This is a genomic window from Paenibacillus terrae (assembly GCF_000943545.1).
GTDB classification, from domain to species: Bacteria; Bacillota; Bacilli; order Paenibacillales; family Paenibacillaceae; genus Paenibacillus; species Paenibacillus terrae_A.
The window spans coordinates 22,885-44,214 of record NZ_JTHP01000051.1 but is presented as its reverse complement, the minus strand read 5'-3'; the positions used below and the strand labels follow the sequence as shown (position 1 = coordinate 44,214).

20 protein-coding genes and 1 pseudogene are annotated in these 21,330 nt (G+C 45.9%); 19 read left to right on the top strand and 2 right to left on the bottom strand.

Features of this window, described 5'->3' with window-relative positions:
- Nucleotides 1-229 precede the first annotated feature (229 nt).
- The 3 genes from QD47_RS21305 to QD47_RS21295 all read left to right on the top strand — a co-directional run bounded on the left by QD47_RS21305 (nt 230) and on the right by QD47_RS21295 (nt 3,068).
- Nucleotides 230-1,069 (top strand): MetQ/NlpA family ABC transporter substrate-binding protein, encoded by an 840-nt coding sequence (locus QD47_RS21305; protein ID WP_044648011.1) that lies wholly within the window; start codon nt 230-232, stop codon nt 1,067-1,069.
- A gap of 70 nt (nt 1,070-1,139) precedes the next feature.
- Nucleotides 1,140-2,315: an aminotransferase class I/II-fold pyridoxal phosphate-dependent enzyme gene (locus QD47_RS21300; protein ID WP_082067263.1), complete on the top strand. Its 1,176-nt coding sequence runs from the start codon at nt 1,140-1,142 to the stop codon at nt 2,313-2,315.
- A gap of 42 nt (nt 2,316-2,357) precedes the next feature.
- Nucleotides 2,358-3,068: a 5'-methylthioadenosine/adenosylhomocysteine nucleosidase gene (locus QD47_RS21295; protein WP_152643843.1), complete on the top strand. Its 711-nt coding sequence runs from the start codon at nt 2,358-2,360 to the stop codon at nt 3,066-3,068.
- A 451-nt stretch (nt 3,069-3,519) separates the two neighbouring features.
- Here the strand turns inward: QD47_RS21295 and QD47_RS21290 are convergent, their stop codons facing one another.
- Nucleotides 3,520-4,266: an MORN repeat-containing protein gene (locus QD47_RS21290; protein WP_044648023.1), complete on the bottom strand. Its 747-nt coding sequence runs from the start codon at nt 4,264-4,266 to the stop codon at nt 3,520-3,522.
- Between the two features lie 123 nt (nt 4,267-4,389).
- On the opposite strand from QD47_RS21290, the gene QD47_RS21285 reads away from it, so the two are divergent.
- Both QD47_RS21285 and QD47_RS21280 read left to right on the top strand, forming a co-directional pair.
- A complete protein-coding gene (locus QD47_RS21285; protein ID WP_235332322.1) occupies nt 4,390-4,644 on the top strand; it encodes a hypothetical protein in 255 nt (84 codons plus the stop codon).
- 60 nt (nt 4,645-4,704) lie between these two features.
- A complete protein-coding gene (locus QD47_RS21280; RefSeq protein WP_044648008.1) occupies nt 4,705-5,502 on the top strand; it encodes a hypothetical protein in 798 nt (265 codons plus the stop codon).
- Nucleotides 5,503-5,531: 29 nt separating this feature from the next.
- On the opposite strand, the gene QD47_RS21275 is transcribed toward QD47_RS21280, so the two are convergent.
- The gene (locus QD47_RS21275) at nt 5,532-5,954 is read right to left on the bottom strand and encodes a hemerythrin domain-containing protein (RefSeq protein WP_025682831.1); all 423 of its coding nucleotides are present in this window, start codon (nt 5,952-5,954) and stop codon (nt 5,532-5,534) included.
- A gap of 170 nt (nt 5,955-6,124) precedes the next feature.
- Between QD47_RS21275 and QD47_RS21270 the strand changes: the two genes are divergently transcribed.
- From QD47_RS21270 to QD47_RS21205, 14 genes and pseudogenes are all read left to right on the top strand, one after another.
- Nucleotides 6,125-6,913: a YwiC-like family protein gene (locus tag QD47_RS21270; protein WP_044648007.1), complete on the top strand. Its 789-nt coding sequence runs from the start codon at nt 6,125-6,127 to the stop codon at nt 6,911-6,913.
- A 14-nt stretch (nt 6,914-6,927) separates the two neighbouring features.
- Complete coding sequence (locus tag QD47_RS21265) at nt 6,928-8,043, top strand: TIGR04053 family radical SAM/SPASM domain-containing protein (RefSeq protein WP_044648006.1); 1,116 nt, start codon at nt 6,928-6,930, stop codon at nt 8,041-8,043.
- Complete coding sequence (gene hemG, locus QD47_RS21260; protein WP_044648005.1) at nt 8,027-9,448, top strand: protoporphyrinogen oxidase; 1,422 nt, start codon at nt 8,027-8,029, stop codon at nt 9,446-9,448. The genes QD47_RS21265 and hemG overlap by 17 nt, the downstream gene beginning before the upstream one ends.
- 111 nt (nt 9,449-9,559) lie before the next feature.
- The gene (gene ric / locus QD47_RS21255) at nt 9,560-10,279 is read left to right on the top strand and encodes an iron-sulfur cluster repair di-iron protein (protein WP_044648004.1); all 720 of its coding nucleotides are present in this window, start codon (nt 9,560-9,562) and stop codon (nt 10,277-10,279) included.
- Between the two features lie 30 nt (nt 10,280-10,309).
- Nucleotides 10,310-11,160, top strand: a pseudogene (gene modA, locus QD47_RS21250) (molybdate ABC transporter substrate-binding protein).
- A complete protein-coding gene (gene modB, locus QD47_RS21245) occupies nt 11,157-11,834 on the top strand; it encodes a molybdate ABC transporter permease subunit (RefSeq protein ID WP_044648003.1) in 678 nt (225 codons plus the stop codon). The pseudogene modA and the gene modB overlap by 4 nt, the downstream one beginning before the upstream one ends.
- 198 nt (nt 11,835-12,032) lie before the next feature.
- Nucleotides 12,033-15,707, top strand: a complete 3,675-nt coding sequence (locus QD47_RS21240) for a nitrate reductase subunit alpha (RefSeq protein ID WP_044648002.1) — start codon at nt 12,033-12,035, stop codon at nt 15,705-15,707.
- The gene (gene narH / locus QD47_RS21235) at nt 15,697-17,274 is read left to right on the top strand and encodes a nitrate reductase subunit beta (RefSeq protein ID WP_023989704.1); all 1,578 of its coding nucleotides are present in this window, start codon (nt 15,697-15,699) and stop codon (nt 17,272-17,274) included. Before QD47_RS21240 ends, narH begins: the two co-directional genes overlap by 11 nt.
- Nucleotides 17,267-17,833, top strand: a complete 567-nt coding sequence (gene narJ, locus QD47_RS21230; protein ID WP_044648001.1) for a nitrate reductase molybdenum cofactor assembly chaperone — start codon at nt 17,267-17,269, stop codon at nt 17,831-17,833. Before narH ends, narJ begins: the two co-directional genes overlap by 8 nt.
- Complete coding sequence (narI, locus tag QD47_RS21225; RefSeq protein WP_082067264.1) at nt 17,833-18,516, top strand: respiratory nitrate reductase subunit gamma; 684 nt, start codon at nt 17,833-17,835, stop codon at nt 18,514-18,516. The genes narJ and narI overlap by 1 nt, the downstream gene beginning before the upstream one ends.
- 45 nt (nt 18,517-18,561) lie before the next feature.
- Nucleotides 18,562-19,014, top strand: coding sequence for a GAF domain-containing protein (locus tag QD47_RS21220; RefSeq protein WP_044647999.1), 453 nt, complete (start codon nt 18,562-18,564; stop codon nt 19,012-19,014).
- A gap of 1 nt (nt 19,015) precedes the next feature.
- A complete protein-coding gene (locus QD47_RS21215) occupies nt 19,016-20,080 on the top strand; it encodes a PAS domain-containing sensor histidine kinase (RefSeq protein ID WP_044647998.1) in 1,065 nt (354 codons plus the stop codon).
- A 7-nt stretch (nt 20,081-20,087) separates the two neighbouring features.
- Complete coding sequence (locus QD47_RS21210; protein ID WP_023989699.1) at nt 20,088-20,735, top strand: response regulator transcription factor; 648 nt, start codon at nt 20,088-20,090, stop codon at nt 20,733-20,735.
- A 22-nt stretch (nt 20,736-20,757) separates the two neighbouring features.
- Nucleotides 20,758-21,288 (top strand): hemerythrin domain-containing protein, encoded by a 531-nt coding sequence (locus QD47_RS21205; protein ID WP_200893486.1) that lies wholly within the window; start codon nt 20,758-20,760, stop codon nt 21,286-21,288.
- Nucleotides 21,289-21,330 lie beyond the last annotated feature (42 nt).

The window sequence follows — 21,330 nt, the reverse complement described above, 5'->3', positions numbered from 1 at the left end:
AAAAATAGACAGGTGTGCCTGATATTATGGAGCTAGTGAAATATGAGATCAAAGGGGTCGCCGTATCCGGTCCTTTTTTTATTATGCAGAAGATGTGTTATCAAATATTGTTGACAGTTATCAAAATATCATTGTAATATTTATAAACACATAAGATTACTCGGAATTTGATTGGATTGCAGCATTCTAACTTAACAAAGAGCAGATGATATCAGGGGGAGAAATCGAAATGAAGAAAAAATGGGTTCCATTTATACTGCTGGTGGGAGCAGTCGCACTTTTTATCTCTGGCTGTGGCAGTAAGAATACGACGGGAAATGCTGCGAGTGAAGAAAAGAAGACACTGCATATCAGTTTTAATCCGGGTCCATACAGTGATCAGTTCAAGAATGGAGTGGCTCCGTATTTGGAGAAGAAGGGCTACAAGATTACATATAAAGAATTTACAGACGGCGTTCAGCCCAATGTAGCTGTGGCTAATGGCGATATTGATGCTAATGTGTTCCAGCATTCACTCTATCTGGCTTCTATGAATAAGCGGGAGAATATTGATCTGATTGGAGCTGTGCAGGTTCCGACTCCGCCAATGGGATTGTACTCCAGCAAGCATACCAGTCTTGACGAAGTCAGCAACGGTGCTCAAATCAACCTGCCGAACGAGCCAGTCAATATGCTGCGTGCGCTGAATATTTTAAAGGAAGTGGGCTGGATTACGTTAAAGGATAATATTGATCCACTGCAAACCTCGGTGAACGACATTATCTCTAATCCGCATCATTTGCAATTTGTGGCGACCGACCCTGCACAGGGACCGCGCGCACTGGAGGATGTTGATTTTGCCGCTATTCAGGGGAACTTTGCCGTTTCGAATGGAATGAAGCTGACCTCGGCATTACAGCTTGAAAATATGACAGACCCATTCACGAACGTGGTGGCTGTGGATAGCAAGAACAAGGACAAGCCATTCGTCAAAGACATCATTGAGGGGTATCATTCGGATGAATTCCAAAAGTACATCAAATCGAATCCGGTTTATGAAGGCTATAAGCTGCCAAGCTATTTTAAATAATATGGGGTTACTGTCTTCTGCGAGCTGACACTGTCAGCCTGTATCTTATGGATAAAAGGTGGAGATGAACGTGATTTTTTCATCCTCTGATCTCGTCAAGGCGCTGCCTGACAACTATTTTAGCGCAATTGACGACAAAGTGAATCTGTATAAAAGCAGAGGAATAGATGTAATCAATTTGGCAGCCGGCAACCCGGATCAGCAGACACCGGCGCATATCATCAGCGCTTTGAAGGAAGCAGTTGATCAACCGGTAAATCAGGGCTACCCGCCTTTTCACGGGAAAAAAAGCACACTGGAGGCAGTCGCCGCGTTCTATAAACGGGAGTATCAGGTGGAGCTTGATCCCGATCGGGAGGTTGCCGTATTCAACGGCTCCGCCATAGGCGTAATGGGGATTCCGCAGGCATTGCTAAATCCCGGTGACTGGTTGCTGACCACCGACCCGGCATACCCGCAATATGTTTCCGCTGCTGCGCTGGCAAGAGCCCATATCCATACGATTCCGCTCCATGAAAAGGATGGATTTTTGCCTGATTATACCACGGTGCCAGAAGAAATCGCCCAACAGGTCAAATTGCTCATGATTAATTATCCGAACAATCCGACTGGCGCCGTGGCTACTACGGATTTTCTGACGAAGACGTTGGACTATGCCGCTGAGCACCGTTTTCCGGTTATGAACGATTTTGCTTACGGTGCCCTTGGGTTTGGGGGGCATAAGCCGCTCAGTCTATTGCAAATCCCCGGCGGCAAGGAATATGGTGTCGAGACGTATACGGCTTCCAAAACGTACAACATGGCTGGCTGGCGCTTCGGCTTTGCTGTTGGAAACGCGTCTGTTATCGGTGCGCTCAAGCATTATCATACGCATGCCTACAGCACTGTTTTTGGAGCGGTGCAGGATGCGGGTGCTGTGGCATTACTGGGTTCGCAGGAGCCGGTGCGGGAGCTGGCGGCATTATATGAGCGGCGACGCGATGTTCTCATTGCGGCGTTGCGTGGTATTGGCTGGGATGTAGCCGCACCCAAAGGGTCTTTTTTCGCCTGGTTCAAGGTGCCTGAGGGCTATACCTCCGCTTCTTTTGCGGACTTTTTATTAGACGAGGCCCAAGTTGCAGTGGCTCCCGGCGAAGGCTTTGGTCGTGCCGGAGCATCCTATGTGCGGGTGAGTCTGGTGAACAGTGAAGAACGGCTACTGGAGGCGGTGCAGAGAATAGCCACAACGGGCATTTTTAAAAAATAAACTAAAATGCAGGGAATTCATGGAGGGAGCGAGAAACGAACTGTGAGTATAGCCATTGTCGGAGCCATGGAAGAAGAAATAGCAGGTTTGAAAGCGCAGATCGAAGGGATAAGCATGACCCGGATCGCGAATGGAATTTTTTATACAGGTCGTCTTCAGGGCAAGGAAGTTGTTCTGCTGCAATCGGGAATTGGCAAAGCGAACGCAGCCTTGACTACGGCGCTGCTGATTGAGCGCTTTAACCCGGAGCTTGTCATTAATACCGGGTCTGCTGGCGGGCTTGATCCAGCGCTCCGTATTGGCGATGTCGTAGTGGCGACCGAGCTGACTTACAGTGATGTGGATGGAACCGCGTTCGGCTATACATACGGACAGGTACCGCAGATGCCGGCAAGTTATCCGGTGGAGCAAGCGCTGCTTGATTTTGCGACAGAAACTCTGGCAGAAACCAAGAGTGAGGGGCAGATCGTTACCGGGTTGATTACGACGGCAGACTCCTTTATCTACCAGGCTGAGAGGGCCCACTTTATTCGCAGCCAGTTTCCTGAAGCCAAGGTGACGGATATGGAAGGGACGGCGGTCGTCCAGACAGCGTACCAGTTTGGTATTCCGTTTCTGGCCGTTCGTTCTCTGTCTGATCTTGCCGGCGCAGAAGCAGCAGGTACTTTTGACTCCAATCTTGACTTGGCTGCGACCAACTCGGCAGCCGTGGTTGTAGCTCTTGTAGCTGCATACGATAGAGCCAAGCTATAGTATATTCAGGAGCGCTTTTTTTTTCGCTCGTTCCCATCGTGTATGGTCAACGTATTTTGTTTGTCATGCTTTTCGAAAGACCGTTAATGGCTATATCTGCTGTGACAGTTGTCCGCAAATTTGTACACCCAACTCGCAAGCCTGGGCGAACTGCCTGGAAACCGCCTCCAGTTTCGTTTCTCGGGAGGAACCATAATTTTAGCCATGATTTCTACCTCGGATGATTAAAATGATTACATATATTTTAGTGAATCTAGCATATATTGGAAAAAAAGAAGGGGATTTAAAGCAAAAATAAGTCGTTTGTACGAGTTCATGAGGAACAATAAGCGAGAAAGGTAGGAATAGGGACGTAAAAGTGCCACTCTTTTCAAAATGGAGCTTTCCATCTGACGGAGTGGCTCTCTTGATTAGAATTAGAACCCATGTATAATGTGCGCCGCTTCAGTTTTTATTTTAGAGGAACCTGCTTGGACAGCTTTTCGAACTGCTGCAAGTGAGGTGTGATCTTGGCGGTAATTCCTTTAAGATATTTGATAGCTGCTTGTCTTTGACGTTCTTTGGCGGCTGTATCTTCCGGGAACATGGAGTATTCTTTTTGAATGGAGCCATTTTGATAGCTTACAGAAAAAAGCTCTCCATTTTGCCACCTTTGGACTAAATTCTGATTACTATGCAGGATGTTTAGCACTTCATTTCCATTTTTGTAAGTGAAGCTGTAATCTGGATCAGCGACAGCGTGGATTACTTTGTAGCCATTTTGTAATCCATTTTTCTGAAAGGCACCTACCTGGATCTCATTCGAACGTATCGTTCCGTCCATTTGAGTTACTTTTTCAGTCTGCGTACCCTTGCCGCTCATATTGTCATTGCTCCATGTACCGTTGTATACGACCTTATGGATTTGTCCGTCTGCATCGGTGTACTGATTGATATACTTTCCAGTACCGGAACGCTTACCATTCACAAAATCGCCTGAATACTGCTTGTTTTCACTCCATTTGATCGTACCGCGTCCGTTCGGCTGACCGTTCTCAAGCTCTCCGTAGTAAGTAGTCTGCCCGGATAGTTGCACCGTTTCCTTAATAGCAGACGCGCTCGCCGCAGGCACACTGGCAAACAGCGCTCCAGCTATCAGCGATACGGATATCATGACAGGCAGGGACAGGGCCACACCTTTTTGCGAAAATTTTTGCATCATGATTTCTCCCCTCTCGAATTTTGTACTTGATGAAATATAGTTTAATATATATTGAGAATTATAGGAAATCACAAAGAGAATAACAGGGAGATTTGTACATGGGTTGAAGGAGAGGCAGTGATGAATAATTGGGAATCGGGAATCATTCAGGTCGAAGATGAACATGCGATTTATTCGAAATATTTTCATTCGGTGAGGGAGCTGAGTAATGACTATATCTGGTATCACTTTGATCAGGTTCCTTTGCTGCGTCGGCATTTTTTCGTGACGGTATGCTTTAAGGATACAAGCCTAATTGTCGTGGAGATTTCGCTCCAGGGCGATGAATTTCCAACTTCGTGGGATAATTGGTCTGAGCGATCTTACATAAAATGAACTACAGCCCTGCGCTTGGTGTTGGAGGTGGGGATGTTGGATGAGTAAGGGAGATGTGTTGTGGATAAAAAGGCAAAAAAAATACTTATGAACACATTCTGGTCCTCCAGCGGCTGGAAGCAGGAGCGGGGATCTTTTTCGGGTGAGGATTTTGAATATGCCAAAAGTAAGGGCTTGATGTTCGATCCGATCACCATTACACATAACGAGATTATAAATAGGTTACATGAGCTGCACCAGCAAAAGGGTACAAAAGAGCGAGTGGCAGCAGCGTTTTTGCACAGTCTTTCCACGAAAAAGGTTCATTTACGAAGCGCTTTATCGAGCTGGGCATTAACCGCAGGGCTTCCTTTGCACACCTATGGGGAGCGGCCTGTCGTCCTGCCCAATTACAGTAGCTGTGGGGATTGTAATTTTAATAAAATGATGTCCGATAAGGAATACGTCAATGAAGATTTGAATGTACTGAATTTTGAACGAATCAAATGGGGCGGTATTCGTCTGAATCACCTTCTGTATTGCTGGATGGACCTTGAATTGTTCAGTCAAGAAGAGAATGTTCAGGTTTCCGATGAGGATCTGGCTATACTTCATAACATGCTCGAAGCTGTTCAGAACTGTGATGCTCAAAGCAGTGCACGTCAATTGGAAAAGCGCTGGAAGGATGTGTTTCCATCCAGCAAAAACGAGCGTGATGTAGTCATGGAGGTGTGGGGATATGCCGGACTGCTGGTCCCACAGGACACGCCTCGTAAACGACAGAACGGCAATCATGATTTTTATTCCGTAGCAGCTTGGCAAGGAGATGACGGATACTCACAGGAGGCGTTGGACTATTTCTTCGGTACGTTTTTATAGAAAAAGTGAATCTTTACGCCACATCTTGATCATGACGGTTCCTCAAACAACAAACGTTCTTCTTCCCGACTATGAATGGCATTGACAACCAGGAGCGCGTGGAACTGCTGAAGAACTTCAGGCGTAAGCCCTTCTTCACGGATCCCGGCTTTGAGCTCTTTTACAATGATTCGGAGCAGATCATGATCCCGTGTAAGTTTGACGACAGCCTCCTGCAGTTCCGGTTTTTTCTCGACCATTTCCTGATAGAATCCTTCCTCTTCTGCATCAGCATGGCTGAGAATGCGGGTTTCCCAATATTCGATCAAGTGGTCGGCAGCCTGGCGTGCCACCTTGAATTCTTTTGCTTCGAGTAATTCCTCTACTTCTCTCGTCTTATCTAGAGCGCCAGATAGCCCGCCTTGATGAATGGCATGATGAGCGTGCAGTTGACGTAAAGAAGGTCCTCCCATAACAGTTCATCCTTTCTTTATTCCCTTTTTTTAGTACAGTATAGCATAAGAAAATAGCGTTATTTTTCCGGTTAGGATATTCCCCCCTAAGGAAAAGGGAACTCCCTAATTGGTTCAATTTCATATAATACTTAGAATGAAATTAGAAGATAAAACTCAATCTTGGGGGAATGGATGATGAATCGATTAACCGAAATAACAGACATAAAAAAGATTGTGAAAAAAGGATCAAGGATTTGAAGGGGATAAGCAGATACATACCCAATCAACATGGAGCCTGGGCCATGCTCATTCTTCCATTTTTATTCGGTTTAGCTGCTTCTCGAGGGGAACTCATTCATATACCCCTATTTGTGTGCTGGTTTTTTATCTACTTATTCAGTTTTCCTGTCCTCCAATGGATCAAAACAGGCAGCAGTGAAAGATACCGCAAACCCGCCGTTGTATACGGAGTGATATTACTTCCTTTGTTAATTTCACTGATATGGTTTGAGCCTGCCTTGATCTGGTATGGAGTTCTTCTATTGCTTTTTTTTATGGCTAATATTTATTTTGCAAAAACGAAAAATGAACGTGCTTTACTCAATGACATTGTTGCAATTCTACTCTTTTGTTCTTTTATATACCCCGTTATTTATATGGGGGGAGGAGAGGATTGGAGAGTAGCAACAGAGCTATTCTTGCTTTCGGTGCTTTACTTTATCGGAACTGCTTTGTATGTCAAAACGATCATTCGTGAAAGAAAAAATATACGTTACCATTATGCTTCCGTCATCTATCATTTGGCGATTTTGTTGTTTGCTACTTGGTTAAAGTTACCTCTGTTTGTTCCCTTTTTGTTTTTTTTGATACGAGCCATATGGCTTCCTAAACTCGGATTAAAGGCAAAACAAGTTGGCATGGCGGAAATTGGATTTTCAATGATGCTCTATGTTTTTGTGTTGTTTTTATACTTCTAAAAGGAGAGACATCAATGATATCTTTGAAAACGCCGCGTGATTATCATACAGACCCGTTTATAGTCATCTGGGAGGTTACACGAGCTTGTGCTTTAAAGTGCCTTCACTGTAGAGCGGAAGCTCAGTACAAGCCTGATCCTCGCCAGCTGACATTAGAAGAGGGGAAGAAGCTGATAGATCAAATCGCTGAAATGAATCATCCGTTGGTTGTATTCACAGGCGGAGATCCTTTAATGCGTCCTGATCTGTTTGAACTGGCTCAATATGCAATTGAAGAGAAAAATCTGTCGGTTTCAATGACCCCCAGTGCCACCCCTAAAGTGACAAGAGCAGCGGTTGAAAAAGCAAAGCAAGTTGGGTTATCGCGGTGGGCGTTTAGTCTGGACGGTTCATGTGCAGACATTCACGATCATTTTCGGGGTACAGCGGGTTCTTACAATACGACCATGCGAGGAATTGGTTATTTAAAGGAACTGAATATCCCTATTCAAGTGAACACTACGGTGTCCCGGTACAATCTTCATGATCTGGAGCAAATTGCAGAAAGGGTAAAGGAAATGCAGGCTGTGTTATGGAGTTTATTTTTCCTTGTTCCAACCGGACGTGGCATGGAGAAAGATATGATTACTCCTGATGAGCATGAAGCTGTAATGAAATGGTTGTATCAAATACAGCAACAGATGCCGTACGGCGTGAAGGCTACAGAAGCTCCTCACTACCGGAGGGTTGTACTGCAGGAAAAGCACAGAGCAGGTGAGAGCAGTGTAGCAGACGGACAAAAGAGGGCAGATGTTTTAGGACGTGCTCCTAAAGGTGTAAATGACGGAGATGGATTTGTTTTTATTAGTCATATCGGCGAAGTATACCCAAGCGGTTTCCTGCCTCTTATGTGCGGGAATGTACGAAAGGATAGCCTGGCAGATATTTATCGCAACTCTCCGATCATGATGAATCTTAGAGATAAGTCCCTACTTAAAGGTAAATGTGGAGTCTGTGAATTCAAGGCCGTCTGTGGGGGCTCTAGAGCAAGGGCTTTTGCAATAACAGGAGACTATTTGGAGAGTGACCCTTATTGCGCTTATATACCCGGGGTTGGAGAGGAAAAGTGTTTACATGAAAAAAAGTTCTAAAAAAGTCGTTATTCTCGGTGGAGGAATAAGCGGTTTAAGTGCTGCCTTTTATGTGAAAAAGCTGGCTGAGGATAGGCAGCTTGAAGTGGAAATTACACTGGTGGAGAAAAGTGAACGTCTGGGGGGAAAGCTGCAAACCGTTCGCCAAAACGATTTTATGATCGAAAAAGGACCGGATGCTTTCTTGGCCAGAAAGACGGCAATATTGGATCTGACCATGGAGTTGGGGCTGGAAGCAGAGCTGGTATCGACAAACCCGAAAGCCAAATCTGCTTGCATTTTGCATAAGGGCAAACTTCATACGATGCCAATGGGCTTCATTCTGGGCATTCCAACGAAGCTCACCCCTTTCATTCGGACAGGGCTTATTTCTCCGCTGGGAAAAGCACGGGCAGCCCTGGATTTAATCATTCCGGCGAAGAAAGGTGATGCGGACGAATCTTTAGGTGATTTTATCAAACGGCGTCTCGGCAAAGAAGTTCTGGACCAGATTACAGAACCTCTGTTGTCTGGAATTTACGCTGGGGATACACATTCTCTGAGCCTAATGTCAACCTTCCCTCAATTTAAACTAATGGAACAAAAGCATGGAAGTCTGATTAAGGGTATGTCTAAAGGGGCGGGAAGAAAGTCGGCAGTACAAGACAAACTGCTGGATATCGCTAAGAAAAGTATGTTTCTTTCTTATCGGTCAGGATTATCTACAATCGTGGAGCGGCTAAAGGAAAGACTGGATACCGTACGTTTTGTTATGGGGCAAGGTGTAGTTGAAGTAAGGAAGGAAAGCGGTTATCAGGTCATTTTAGAACATGGACAAAAAATAGATGCGGATGCGGTGATCTGCGCTATTCCAGCTTTTGAAGCGGCTACATTATTCTCCGGCGTTGCAAGCGCTAGCTGGTTACACAATATTCATTATGTTTCCGTAGCCAATATTGCCCTTGCTTATAAAAACACAGATCTTAATCTTGCTTTTGAGGGAACGGGATTTCTAGTCCCCCGCAAAGAAGGCAAAAAGATTACGGCATGTACATGGTCTTCGACAAAGTGGAGCCATACTGCTCCTGAAGGATATACACTTTTACGGACCTATATTGGACATGCAGGCGCACAGGAGTGGATTCAGATGACAGACGATCAACTTGTGGATGCCGCGCGCAAAGATTTGAAAGATTTAATGGGCCTGAAAGCGGAACCGGAATTCGCCGAAGTCAGCAGGTGTGATCGATCGATGCCGCAATATCCGATTGGACACAAAGAGCATATGGCGAAGATGAGACAGGACTTCGCACAGTATTTACCGGGGGTTTTTCTATGCGGTGCCGGCTATGGGGGCGTTGGAATTCCAGATTGCATCGCTCAAGGGAAAGAAGCGGCTGAACAATTGCTTTCTGATTTTTTATAATCAGGCTCTTTCCACTAGTGAAAGAGGGAACCCCCTGATTGGTTCAGCTTTAAGGGAGACGTAGAATGAAAGTGGAGCATTAAAATCAAAGTAAGTATGGAGGAATAGAAGATGAGCCAGTTAACGGAAGAAACATGGGTGGCGGACATTGTGAAAGAAGTACCCAAAACGGGAGATCTGTTCCGCAAACTGAGGATTGATTTCTGCTGTGGAGGGAAAATATCGCTCCGTGAAGCAGCAGCCAATCGAGGCCTCCATGCTGGTGAACTGCTGACGCAGATACATGAAGTGGAAGAAAAGCAGGCGCAGCATAAGCAGATGCAACCTCCTTCACTCGAACCAAAAGAACTAATCGCCTATATTCAAAATGAGTATCATACGAAGCTTCGGGAAGAACTATCGGCGTTAACGCCGTATGTAACCAAACTAACGCGGGTTCACGGCGAACGTTATCCGCATCTAAAGCGAGTTAATGAACTGTTCACCTTGCTTAAACAGGAATTATCGGAACATATTCAAAATGAGGAGGACCTTGTGTTTCCGATGATTGAAGCATTTTTACAAGAATCAACAGTGGAACGAGCAGATGCGTTAAATCCAATTTTATCCAAGTTGCAAGACGAGCATCAAACGGTGGTGGAATTCCTGAAGGAAATGCGCTTGATCACAAACGGCTTTGAGCCGATGCAGGAAGCTTGTGGTACGCACCGACTCGTATTGAAGCGGTTAGAAGACCTTGAAGCAGATGTTTTTAATCATATTCTTCTTGAAAATTGTACACTAGTGGAACGTACGAGACAGGCACAGCTAATAGCGAAACCCATTAATTAATGATGAACTAACATTGAGGAGTCGAACCAAATGCAAAAATTAATTAAAAGCAGCACTGTTTTAGTTTTAGTTATTTCCATCATTTTATTATTTTCAGGATGCGGTACGAAACAACAACTAGATTCAAATGTTGGCAGTGCGGGCCAGAACCAATCTTCCAGCCAGACATCTTCGAAAAAGGCTGAAACTATTGAGCTTACCATATCCGCAGCAGCAAGTTTAACGGATGCGCTCAAAGAAATTCAGCATTCATACGAATCAACTCATACAGGCATCAAATTGAATTTTAACTTCGGCGGCTCTGGTGCGCTGGAAAAACAAATTGAGCAAGGAGCGCCGTCAGATTTGTTTCTGTCCGCTTCAACCAAAAACATGAAGTCCCTTGTTGATCAGCAGTTAATAGATACAAAAAACAAAAAACGTGGCTGACGAACGAATTGGTCGCGGTTATCCCTTCAGACGGGGCGATGAACATCGCGAGTGTAACCGATTTAACAAAAAAAGAAGTGAAGAAAGTGGCGATCGGAATTCCTGAAAGTGTTCCTGCGGGCAACTACGCACAGGAAGCGCTGACGAAAGCGAAGCTTTGGGACACGTTACAGAGCAAGCTGGTTCAAGCAAAAGACGTTAGACAAGTACTGCAATATGTGGAAACTGGGAATGCTGATGTCGGATTTGTATATAAAACAGATGCATTGACTTCACAAAAGGCAAAAATCGCCTTTGAGGTGGATCCCAAAACCTATTCACCTGTTGAGTATCCAATCGGGATTGTCAAAGCTTCAAAGCACAATCAAGAAGCCGAAGACTTTTATGCATACTTACAATCGCAAGAATCTCTGAATATTATGGCTAAGTATGGATTTACCATACCGAAGTGAGCATGCAAGATATAGATTGGAATGAATATTGGCCTCCTATCCGATTATCGTTGCAGGTTGCACTGTTATCCAGCGTTCTGGTAATCATATTAGGCTTGCTTGTGGCATGGTCAATGTCGCGGTTAGGATTATTTAAAGGGAAAACGGTCGTTGAAACCGTGCTTATGCTGCCCTTGGTACTCCCACCGACGGTTGTTGGTTTTTTATTGCTAATATTACTTGGACGAAAAAGCGGGTTCGGACGTTTCGTGGAGCAATGGTTTGGAGAACCAATTGTATTCTCGTGGTGGGCTGGGGTTATAGCAGCGGTGGTAGTGGCTTTTCCTCTTGTCTATCGGACGCTGAGAATGGGATTGTCTTCTGTTGACCGGGACTTGGAAAACGCGGGACGTTCGATGGGTGCAAGTGAATGGCAGGTTTTCCGATATATCACCTTCCCTTTAATTTTCCCTTCTTTTAAAGCTGCCTTTATACTCGGTTTTGCCCGCGGTCTGGGCGAATTTGGTGCTACGCTGATGATTGCCGGAAATATTCCGGGTAAAACACAAACGATTCCGACGGCCATTTATATTGCAGTGGATTCTGGTCATCTTCCTATGGCCTGGGCCTGGACATGCTCTATCATACTCATTTCTTTTATCATGCTCCTGTTAACGGGCCAAAAGAACAATTAATCACTTCATATAAGCTTCCCTTTAGCAGAGGGAGGCTTTTTTGTATCTTTCCATAGAACGAGGGATTTCCTGTAGCGCTATAGGACATTCCCTAATGGGAACAGAGATGAATGAATTACATAATGAGAGTAAGCGAATGAACCTTCCCATGGAACTTGCGTTGGGATGATTCATTCTAAAAAGGAGTGTTGGTCATCGATGAAAAAAAAATACAACCTCAACTTTTTTAAACCGATCGAAAGCTATTCGGGAAATTGGTCAATCCTTGAGGAAAAAAATAGAGAATGGGAAAACGTGTACCGTCAGCGTTGGTCTCACGACAAAGTGGTTCGGACGACTCACGGAGTGAACTGCACCGGTTCCTGTAGTTGGAAGGTTTTTGTGAAAAACGGCATCATTACCTGGGAAAATCAACAGATCGATTATCCTTCCTGCGGTGTAGATATGCCAGAATTTGAACCGCGTGGATGCCCGCGTGGGGCTACATTTTCCTGGTATGAATACAGTCCATTACGCGTGAAATACCCCTATATGCGCGGTAAGTTATTGCGGCTTTGGTTAGCCGCCATTAAGGAGCATACGAATCCAGTAGACGCATGGGCAAGCATCGTAGAAGACCCTGAGAAAGCCAAGCTCTACAAATCGGCTCGCGGAAAAGGTGGTCATGTCCGTGTCGCTTGGGACGATGTCCTGCGTCTGATCTCGGCGCAACTCATCTATACCATTCGTAAGTATGGTCCCGACCGGATCGCGGGCTTTACGCCAATCCCGGCGATGTCAATGATAAGCTACGCTTCAGGAGCCCGATTCATTTCGCTTCTCGGTGGACAGATGTTGAGTTTCTATGACTGGTATGCCGACCTTCCGCCTTCATCTCCTCAAATTTGGGGTGAGCAGACGGATGTACCGGAATCTTCTGATTGGTACAATGCGGGTTACCTGATCATGTGGGGATCGAACGTACCACTTACCCGGACGCCAGACGCTCATTTTATGACGGAAGTACGTTATAAGGGGACAAAAGTCGTATCGGTGGCTCCCGACTTGGCGGAGAATGTGAAGTTCGCTGACAACTGGCTTGCACCACATCCGGGTACAGATGCTGCCGTAGCCCAGGCTATGACGCATGTTATTTTGGATGAGTTCTACAAAGAGCGCCAAGAACCGATGTTCATTAACTATGCCAAACAATATACGGATATGCCGTTTATGATTCTGCTTGATCCACACGAAGGAGTCTGGAAAGGTGGACGTTTTCTACGGGCGAGTGACCTTGGGGATGTATCGCCGCATGCAGACTGGAAGCCGGTCATATATGACGAAGCGGCGGGGGAAATGCTGGTTCCGAACGGTACGATGGGACAGCGCTGGGAGCAGGATAAGAAATGGAACCTGATTCTGGAACGGGAAGACGGAACAAAGGTTGAGCCTGCGCTCACTGTGGAAGGGCATGGCGAGCAATGGGAAGAAGTCGTATTCCCTTACTTTGATAACGCCGGTAATGGAACGTTCAAACGTGTAATTCCAGCCAAAAAAGTACGCTTGGCAGATGGCTCGGAACGTTACGTAGCAACCGTGTACGATTTGATGATGAGCCAGTACGGTGTCGCACGCAATGACAGCCCTCATAACGCCAAGAATTATTACGACGAAGCTTCGCATTATACCCCTGCCTGGCAGGAGAAGATCACAGGCGTGAAGGCGTCAGTTGTGGTACAGATTGCTCGGGAATTTGCTCAAAATGCTATCGATACTAAAGGGCGCTCCATGATTATTATGGGTGCGGGTATCAACCACTGGTTCAATAGTGACACGATCTATCGGTCCATCTTGAATCTTGTCGTGTTGACTGCTTCCCAAGGTGTAAACGGTGGAGGCTGGGCGCATTATGTTGGTCAAGAAAAGCTCCGTCCCATCGAAGGCTGGTCATCGATTGCATTTGCAAAAGACTGGCAAGGGGCGGCTCGACAGCAAAATGCTACATCGTTTTTCTACTTTGCAACAGAGCAGTGGCGTTATGAAGAAAGTGGAACAGACACCTTGAAGTCACCGATTGGCGGGGATGTCAGTTACAGACATCCAGCAGACTACAACGTGCTCGCAGCGCGTCTGGGTTGGCTGCCTTCTTATCCGCAGTTTAATAAAAACAGTCTGCTGTTCGCCGAAGAGGCTGCGCAATTAGGCAAGAAGTCCAACGAGGATATCATTAATCATTCTGTGGAAGAGATTAAATCACGTAAGACACGCTTCGCTGTAGAAGATCCTGGGGCAGCCGAGAACTTCCCGCGTTCACTCTTTGTTTGGCGGTCAAATCTGATTTCCAGTTCGGCGAAGGGACAAGAGTATTTCATGAAACATTTACTCGGAGCATCTGATGCCCTGCTTGCCCGGCCGAACGAAGAACAGAAACCTGAGGAAATCGTCTGGAGAGAAGATGTAGAAGGAAAGCTTGATCTGATGGTTGCACTTGATTTTCGGATGACAACAACTCCATTGTACGCGGACATCGTGCTTCCGGCGGCAACCTGGTACGAAAAAACAGACTTGTCGTCAACAGACATGCATCCTTTCGTGCACCCGTTTAATCCGGCTGTTAATCCACTGTGGGAATCTCGCGCGGACTGGGATATTTACCGCCAGCTTTCCGAAGTCTTTTCGGATATGGCAAAAGAGTACCTACCAGGAATATATAAAGACCTTGTGACCGCGCCGCTCGCACACGATAGTATAGGCGAAATTTCACAGCCGATGGGTCTTGTAAAGGATTGGACGAAGGGCGAGATTGAAGCGACTCCGGGTAAAACCATGCCGAATTTCAGCATCATCGAACGCGATTATACTAAGATTCACGATAAATTTATCTCACTCGGTCCGAATTTGGCTACTGGGAAAACAGGTGCGCATGGCGTCAGCTTCTCCGTAGCGGACGAATATGAGGAATTGAAAAAGTTGAACGGAGTTTATTACGATGAGTCCATTAAAGATGGGCTGCCAAAAATCCAGACAGCTCGCCAAGTGGCCAATACGATTCTTCACCTTTCATCCGCGACCAATGGACGGGTCTCGCAAAAGGCTTATGAGCAGGCAGAAGAGCTTCACGGTGTGGAACTCAAAGATATCTCGGCCGATCGGGCAGCGGAAAAGATCACTTTCCAAAGTATCACGGCACAGCCGCGTGAAGTTATACCGACACCAGTATTCACTGGATCGAACAAGAAGGGACGCCGCTATTCACCATTTACAACGAATATTGAACGTCTCGTTCCGTTTCGTACTTTGACGGGAAGACAGCATTTCTATATTGATCATGAGATTTTCCAACAATTTGGGGAATCATTGCCAATCTACAAACCGACTCTGCCGCCAATGGTGTTCGGCCCTCGCGATCGGGAAATAAAAGGCGGGCAAGATTCACTTGTGCTCCGTTATCTGACACCGCATGGTAAATGGAATATTCACTCCACCTACCAGGATAACCAGCACATGCTTACACTGTTTCGCGGAGGTCCTACGGTGTGGATCAACAACGAAGACGCAGAGGCACACGATCTTGCCGACAATGACTGGGTAGAGGTATACAACCGTAACGGCGTCGTAACCGCCCGGGCGGTTGTCAGCCACCGGATGCCAAGAGGAACGATGTTCATGTACCATGCTCAGGATAAGCACATTCAAGTGCCAGGCTCTGAAATCACGGATACACGCGGTGGTAGTCATAACGCTCCGACAAGAATTCATTTAAAACCAACCCAGATGGTCGGTGGATATGCTCAGCTTAGTTATGGATTCAACTATTATGGTCCCATCGGCAATCAACGTGATGTGTACGTTGCGGTACGTAAAATGAAGGAGGTTAACTGGCTTGAAGATTAAAGCTCAAATTGCCATGGTCATGAACCTGGATAAATGTATCGGTTGTCATACGTGCAGCGTGACATGCAAAACAACCTGGACGAACCGCAAAGGTGCGGAATATATGTGGTTTAACAATGTGGAAACCAAACCTGGTATCGGTTATCCGAAGCGCTGGGAAGACCAGGAATTATATAAAGGGGGCTGGCAACTCCGCAAAGGGAAATTGGAGCTCAAGTCAGGCAATAAGCTGTCCAAGATAGCACTGGGTAAGATTTTTTACAATCCAGATATGCCGGAAATGAAAGATTATTATGAGCCTTGGACTTATAATTACGAGCAACTGACCAACGCCGGCGAGCAAAAGCATTCACCTGTGGCACGCGCGCATTCTGCGGTAACGGGTGAAAAAATGGATTTGGAGTGGGGTCCAAACTGGGAAGATGACCTGGCGGGCGCGCATGTAACCGGTCCGCTTGATCCAAATATTCAGAAAATCGAAGAAGAGATTAAATTTAACTTTGAGAAGTCGTTCATGGTTTATCTCCCACGGCTTTGCGAACATTGCCTAAATCCAAGCTGTGTCGCGTCATGTCCTTCGGGCGCCATGTACAAACGAGACGAGGACGGAATCGTGCTCGTGGATCAGGAAGCCTGCCGCGGATGGCGGTATTGCATGACGGGTTGTCCATACAAAAAAGTGTACTTTAACTGGCAGACGAACAAAGCGGAAAAATGCACCTTCTGTTTCCCACGTGTGGAAGCTGGCCTGCCGACAGTCTGCTCCGAGACATGTACAGGACGAATTCGCTACCTCGGCGTTATGCTGTATGACGCGGATCGAGTGCTTGAGGCCGCTTCTACGCAGGATGAGAAAGAACTTTATAAAGCACAGTGCGACCTGTTTATGGATCCAAGTGATCCGGCAGTGATTGCTCAAGCGAGAAAAGACGGTATCTCGGAGGACTGGATTGAAGCAGCGCAGAACTCGCCGGTCTACAAGCTTGCCATTGAGCACAAGCTGGCATTCCCGCTTCATCCGGAATATCGCACATTACCTATGGTCTGGTATGTGCCACCACTTAGTCCGATCATGAATTACTTTGAAGGGAAAGACTCGATTGAGAATCCCGATATGATCTTTCCGGCTATCGAAGAGATGCGTACCCCCATTCAGTACCTTGCCAATATGCTGACGGCGGGTGACACGCAAACCGTGAAGGAATCCTTGCAGCGAATGGCTATGATGCGCTCCTATATGCGTGCCCAGTCCACAGGACAATCTTTCGATGAAAGCCGTCTTGAGCGCATCGGCATGACACCGCGGCAGACCGAGCAGATGTATCGACTTCTGGCGATTGCCAAGTATGAGGATCGTTTCGTCATTCCGACATCGCATAAAGAAGGATATTCGAATCCATACCGTGCTCAAGGATCTGCTGGTTACGGCGATACCATGGGAAACATGGGTTCAGGCTCTGGATGTGACGGCTGTAGTCTGGCAAGTTCAATGGGGATGGAAGAGCCTTTGAAAACGGGCAAAGAAATGTATGAAGAAAATTTCTACGGGGGTATTTGGCGTGATTAATGTAGCGAAGCTGTATGAATGCAAGCCATCATTCGGGTTTTTCGCCCAGCAACTCATGTACCCAGAAAAGCTGGATTTTCATCCGGCTTTTCTGGAAGCATCGTTTGATCCGAACCATCCGGCATATACGTATGCGAACACCTACTGGTCCCTTATGCAAGGGTTCAGTATGGAAGAGATTCAGGAAATGTATACAGAAACCTTTGATTTTCAAAAAAATTGTGCACTATATATGACTTACTTTAAATTCGAAGATGCAAAAGAACGGGGACAAATGTTGGTCAAGTTAAAGGTACTATATGAGATGTACGGACTTGAAATGCCAGATGGAGAGCTGCCAGATTATCTTCCGCTCATGTGTGAATTTCTGTATGCCGCCGAATGGGCGCAAGATCCGAAGACGACAGAAAACTTCCGCATGCCAATCGCGATCCTGGAAGACGGCACATATCATTTGCTTAAAGCGCTGGAAAAAATGGAAAGCCCGTATTTTCATTTGGTGAAGGGACTGCGCGAAACGCTTAAAGCTTGCGTAGAACAGGAGGCAGCCGCGCAATGATGATGCTAGAGCAGTTTTTATGGGTCATTTTCCCTTATATGTGCGTGGTCGTCTTTATTGTAGGGCATATTTTCCGCTATAGAAACGACCAGTTCAATTGGACAGCAAAATCAAGTGAGTTTATTGAAAAAAAACAATTGATGATCGGAAGCCTCTTATTCCACCTGGGTATTATCCCGGTTATTATGGGTCATGTATCCGGTCTGGGCATACCAAAAACCTGGATGCATGCACTGGGTGTAAACGATCATCTGTATCATATTGGAGCAGTTTATGTTGGTGGAATATTTGGAGCGATGACATTCCTCGGTATGTTGATTCTTACCTCTCGTCGTTTTACAATACGCAGTGTACGCCGTTTAAGTACAGCGTCTGATTTGATTGTAAACGTATTGCTTTTGGCCATTGTATGTATGGGGATGTTCGCGACTCTTGTGACGAATGCGGTACAGCCGGAATTCGATTATCGGGAGACGATCTCGATCTGGTTCCGCGGTTTATTCATATTCCGTGTTGACCCGACACTGATGAGAGACGTACCGATGTCTTTCAGGCTTCATATACTTATGGGCTTTGCGATTTTTGCATTCTGGCCGTTTACCCGGCTTGTACATGTGTGGAGTGTTCCGTTGAATTATGTGCGCAGAAGTTATATCCTTTACAGAAGACATAAATCGAATTAGGAAAGCGGGCTCTGCCTTCTTTCCTAATTCTATTAGGAGAGAGCGATGAATAATAGGATGGATTATCAAAGGGAGCTTGAGCGAATACGCGAACATTTCGGTTATGATTTCATGGCGCTTGCTCTGGTTGAACCGGCCGAATATCAATACGTAATTAAATGGAAAAATGCAGCCGGTAATTTAAATGATCGCTTTAAGCGGATTGTGCTGCAATCCGGTAAGGGCATAGCAGGAATCGTGTTTAAAACCGGGAAATCCGTTTTCATTCCATCTGTTTATCAATATGTGGGGGCAGACAACCTGTTTAACTATCCGATCGTTCAATCCGAGAAGCTCAAGAGTCTCGGGGCTGTTCCCCTATGGAATGATGCTCGCGTCGCGGGTGTACTGCTTGGTGGATTTCGGGAAGAACAGCTGATGACCGAAGCCATGATGCGTGATTTGGAAGCCTTGGCGCATAGGGGAATTGGAGAGTTGAACGGGAAGGAAGTGATGTGAATTGACATTGTCTGTAGGGACTGGCTCTTTGAGTGCGCTAATGGTGAAGTTGTTTGAGAACAGTACGGAAGCCATTTTCTTTTTTGATAGGCAAGGGAATACCCTAGCCATGAATCCGGCAGCTGAGGAGATTGTGGGCGATGACGTCCTCATTCAACTCTATGAAGGGAAGGACAGAGCTTTATGTGGAACATGCAGGGGCTATACAAGCGAAACGGAGCCCCGCACCTGCCTTGACTGTTATTTCAATATGCCAGAATCCAAGGATTTCGCTTCTTTTCAGGTGTATCTGGAAACGAAGAGCAACGGAATGGTTCCCTATGCCGCTTCTTTTCACACGATTGATTCTGAACATGGAACACGGGTGTTGATGTTGAGAGATTTGACCCCGCAATTTCAGACGCAGGAAAAATTGTATGAAAACAAAATGATGAAGCATGTCATTGAAGCGCAGGAAAATGAGCGTAAACGGCTTTCCAGGGAACTGCACGACAGCGTCGCCCAGGAATTGATGAGCGCGGTTGTTGAACTACGGGTGTTAAAATACATGACGAATGATGAACAGCTCCTAAAAAATATGAAGCAGACCGAAGCATCCATGACGCGATTGCTGGATGATATCCGCAACCTGTCTGTGGAACTACGCCCCGCCACACTTGATGATTTTGGACTTGAAGCGGCATTTCGTTCTCACTTTAAGAGGGTTGAACAAAGCTTTGGTCTGGTAGTTGAATTTGTGTCGGATCTTCCCCAAAAGCGATATGGAAGTGAAAAGGAAACGGTCATTTACCGTGTCTGCCAAGAGGCTGTTCTCAATGCCTTGAAGTATGCCCAGGTAGACATGGTTAAAGTTTCTTTGACTGAGCACGATCATACGCTTCGTTTGACTGTAGAGGACGATGGAATTGGCTTTGAAAAGGGGAGCAAGCCTATTGGAACGGGATTAGGTTTATATGGTATGCAGGAGCGAGCAGAGCTGGTAGGCGGAAGTTTTGGCGTCCTTTCAAATGTTGGTCAGGGAACCAAAGTCTTTTTACAAATTCCGATTGGACAAGAGGAGGAATAGAGACTTGATCAAAATTGTGTTAGCGGATGACCATGCTATTGTACGAAGCGGATTTTCCATGATTTTGAACTTCCAATCGGATATGGAGGTTGTCGGAACGGCTGCGGATGGCATTGAAGCATATACGATGGTAGCTAAATATCGTCCGGATATTCTAATCATGGACCTCAGCATGCCCCCAGGCGAAAGTGGATTGATCGCCACAGGCAAGATTAAAGAGGACCACCCTGATACTAAAATTCTGATTCTGACCATGCATGACGATGAAGAATATCTATTTCATATTTTGAAGAATGGTGCTTCAGGATACGTTTTGAAAAATGCTCCAGATGAGGAACTATTGCTTGCTATACGAACCATTCATGGGGGTGGGACTTATATCCATCCTAAAATGGCCACCTCTCTCGTTCGTGAGTTCATAAAGAAAGATACGACGTCACAATCAGAAGATCCGTATGAGATCCTGTCCAAGCGGGAACTGGAGATTCTGCCTCTGGTCGCAAAAGGTTACGGTAACAAGGAAGTTGCAGAAAAGCTGTTCATCTCTGTCAAGACGGTGGAAGCGAACAAAGCGAAAATCATGGAGAAATTGAATTTAAGAAGTCGGCCTGAACTGGTCCAATATGCATTAAAGAAAAAAATGCTGGATTTTTAGCCGATGAATGGAGGAAATCCGCGTGCTGGAAAATGAGAAACTACGCTTTTCCAAACCTGCCATGCGTATTCTTGAAAATGAGCATCGATATCTAACATATCTGATGGATGAATGGCATGCCATTGTATTGTGGTTTGAGCAGCACAGAATACTAGATATGGAAGAAGGCCACAAGCAACTGGAAAAACTGAGAATGCAGATTATCGATTTTAGGGTACCCCTCAAGAAGCATACCGAAAAGGAAGAAGAACACTTCTTTTCTCTGCTAGGAACCTACATTGGTTTTGAACAGGGGCCGCTCGTCGGTATACAGGAGGAGCACCGTGAAATAGAAGGCTATATCGGTCATTTCCTTTATCAGACGGAGGGCGATTTGAGTTTGCTCACGCTTGATGAGATTCAGGAGGCAGCCAAGAACGCGGGAGAGGCCTTTGAAGTGCTGACTGTACATTTTATAAAAGAAGAAACCGTACTTTTTCCTATGGCAGAGCAACAGATCAATCGGAATGATCTGACCAAGTTATGTGACAAATTAAATACGCTTATCTCTTGAACTGACCAAGCCGCTTCATATAGAAGCGGCTTTTTTATATTT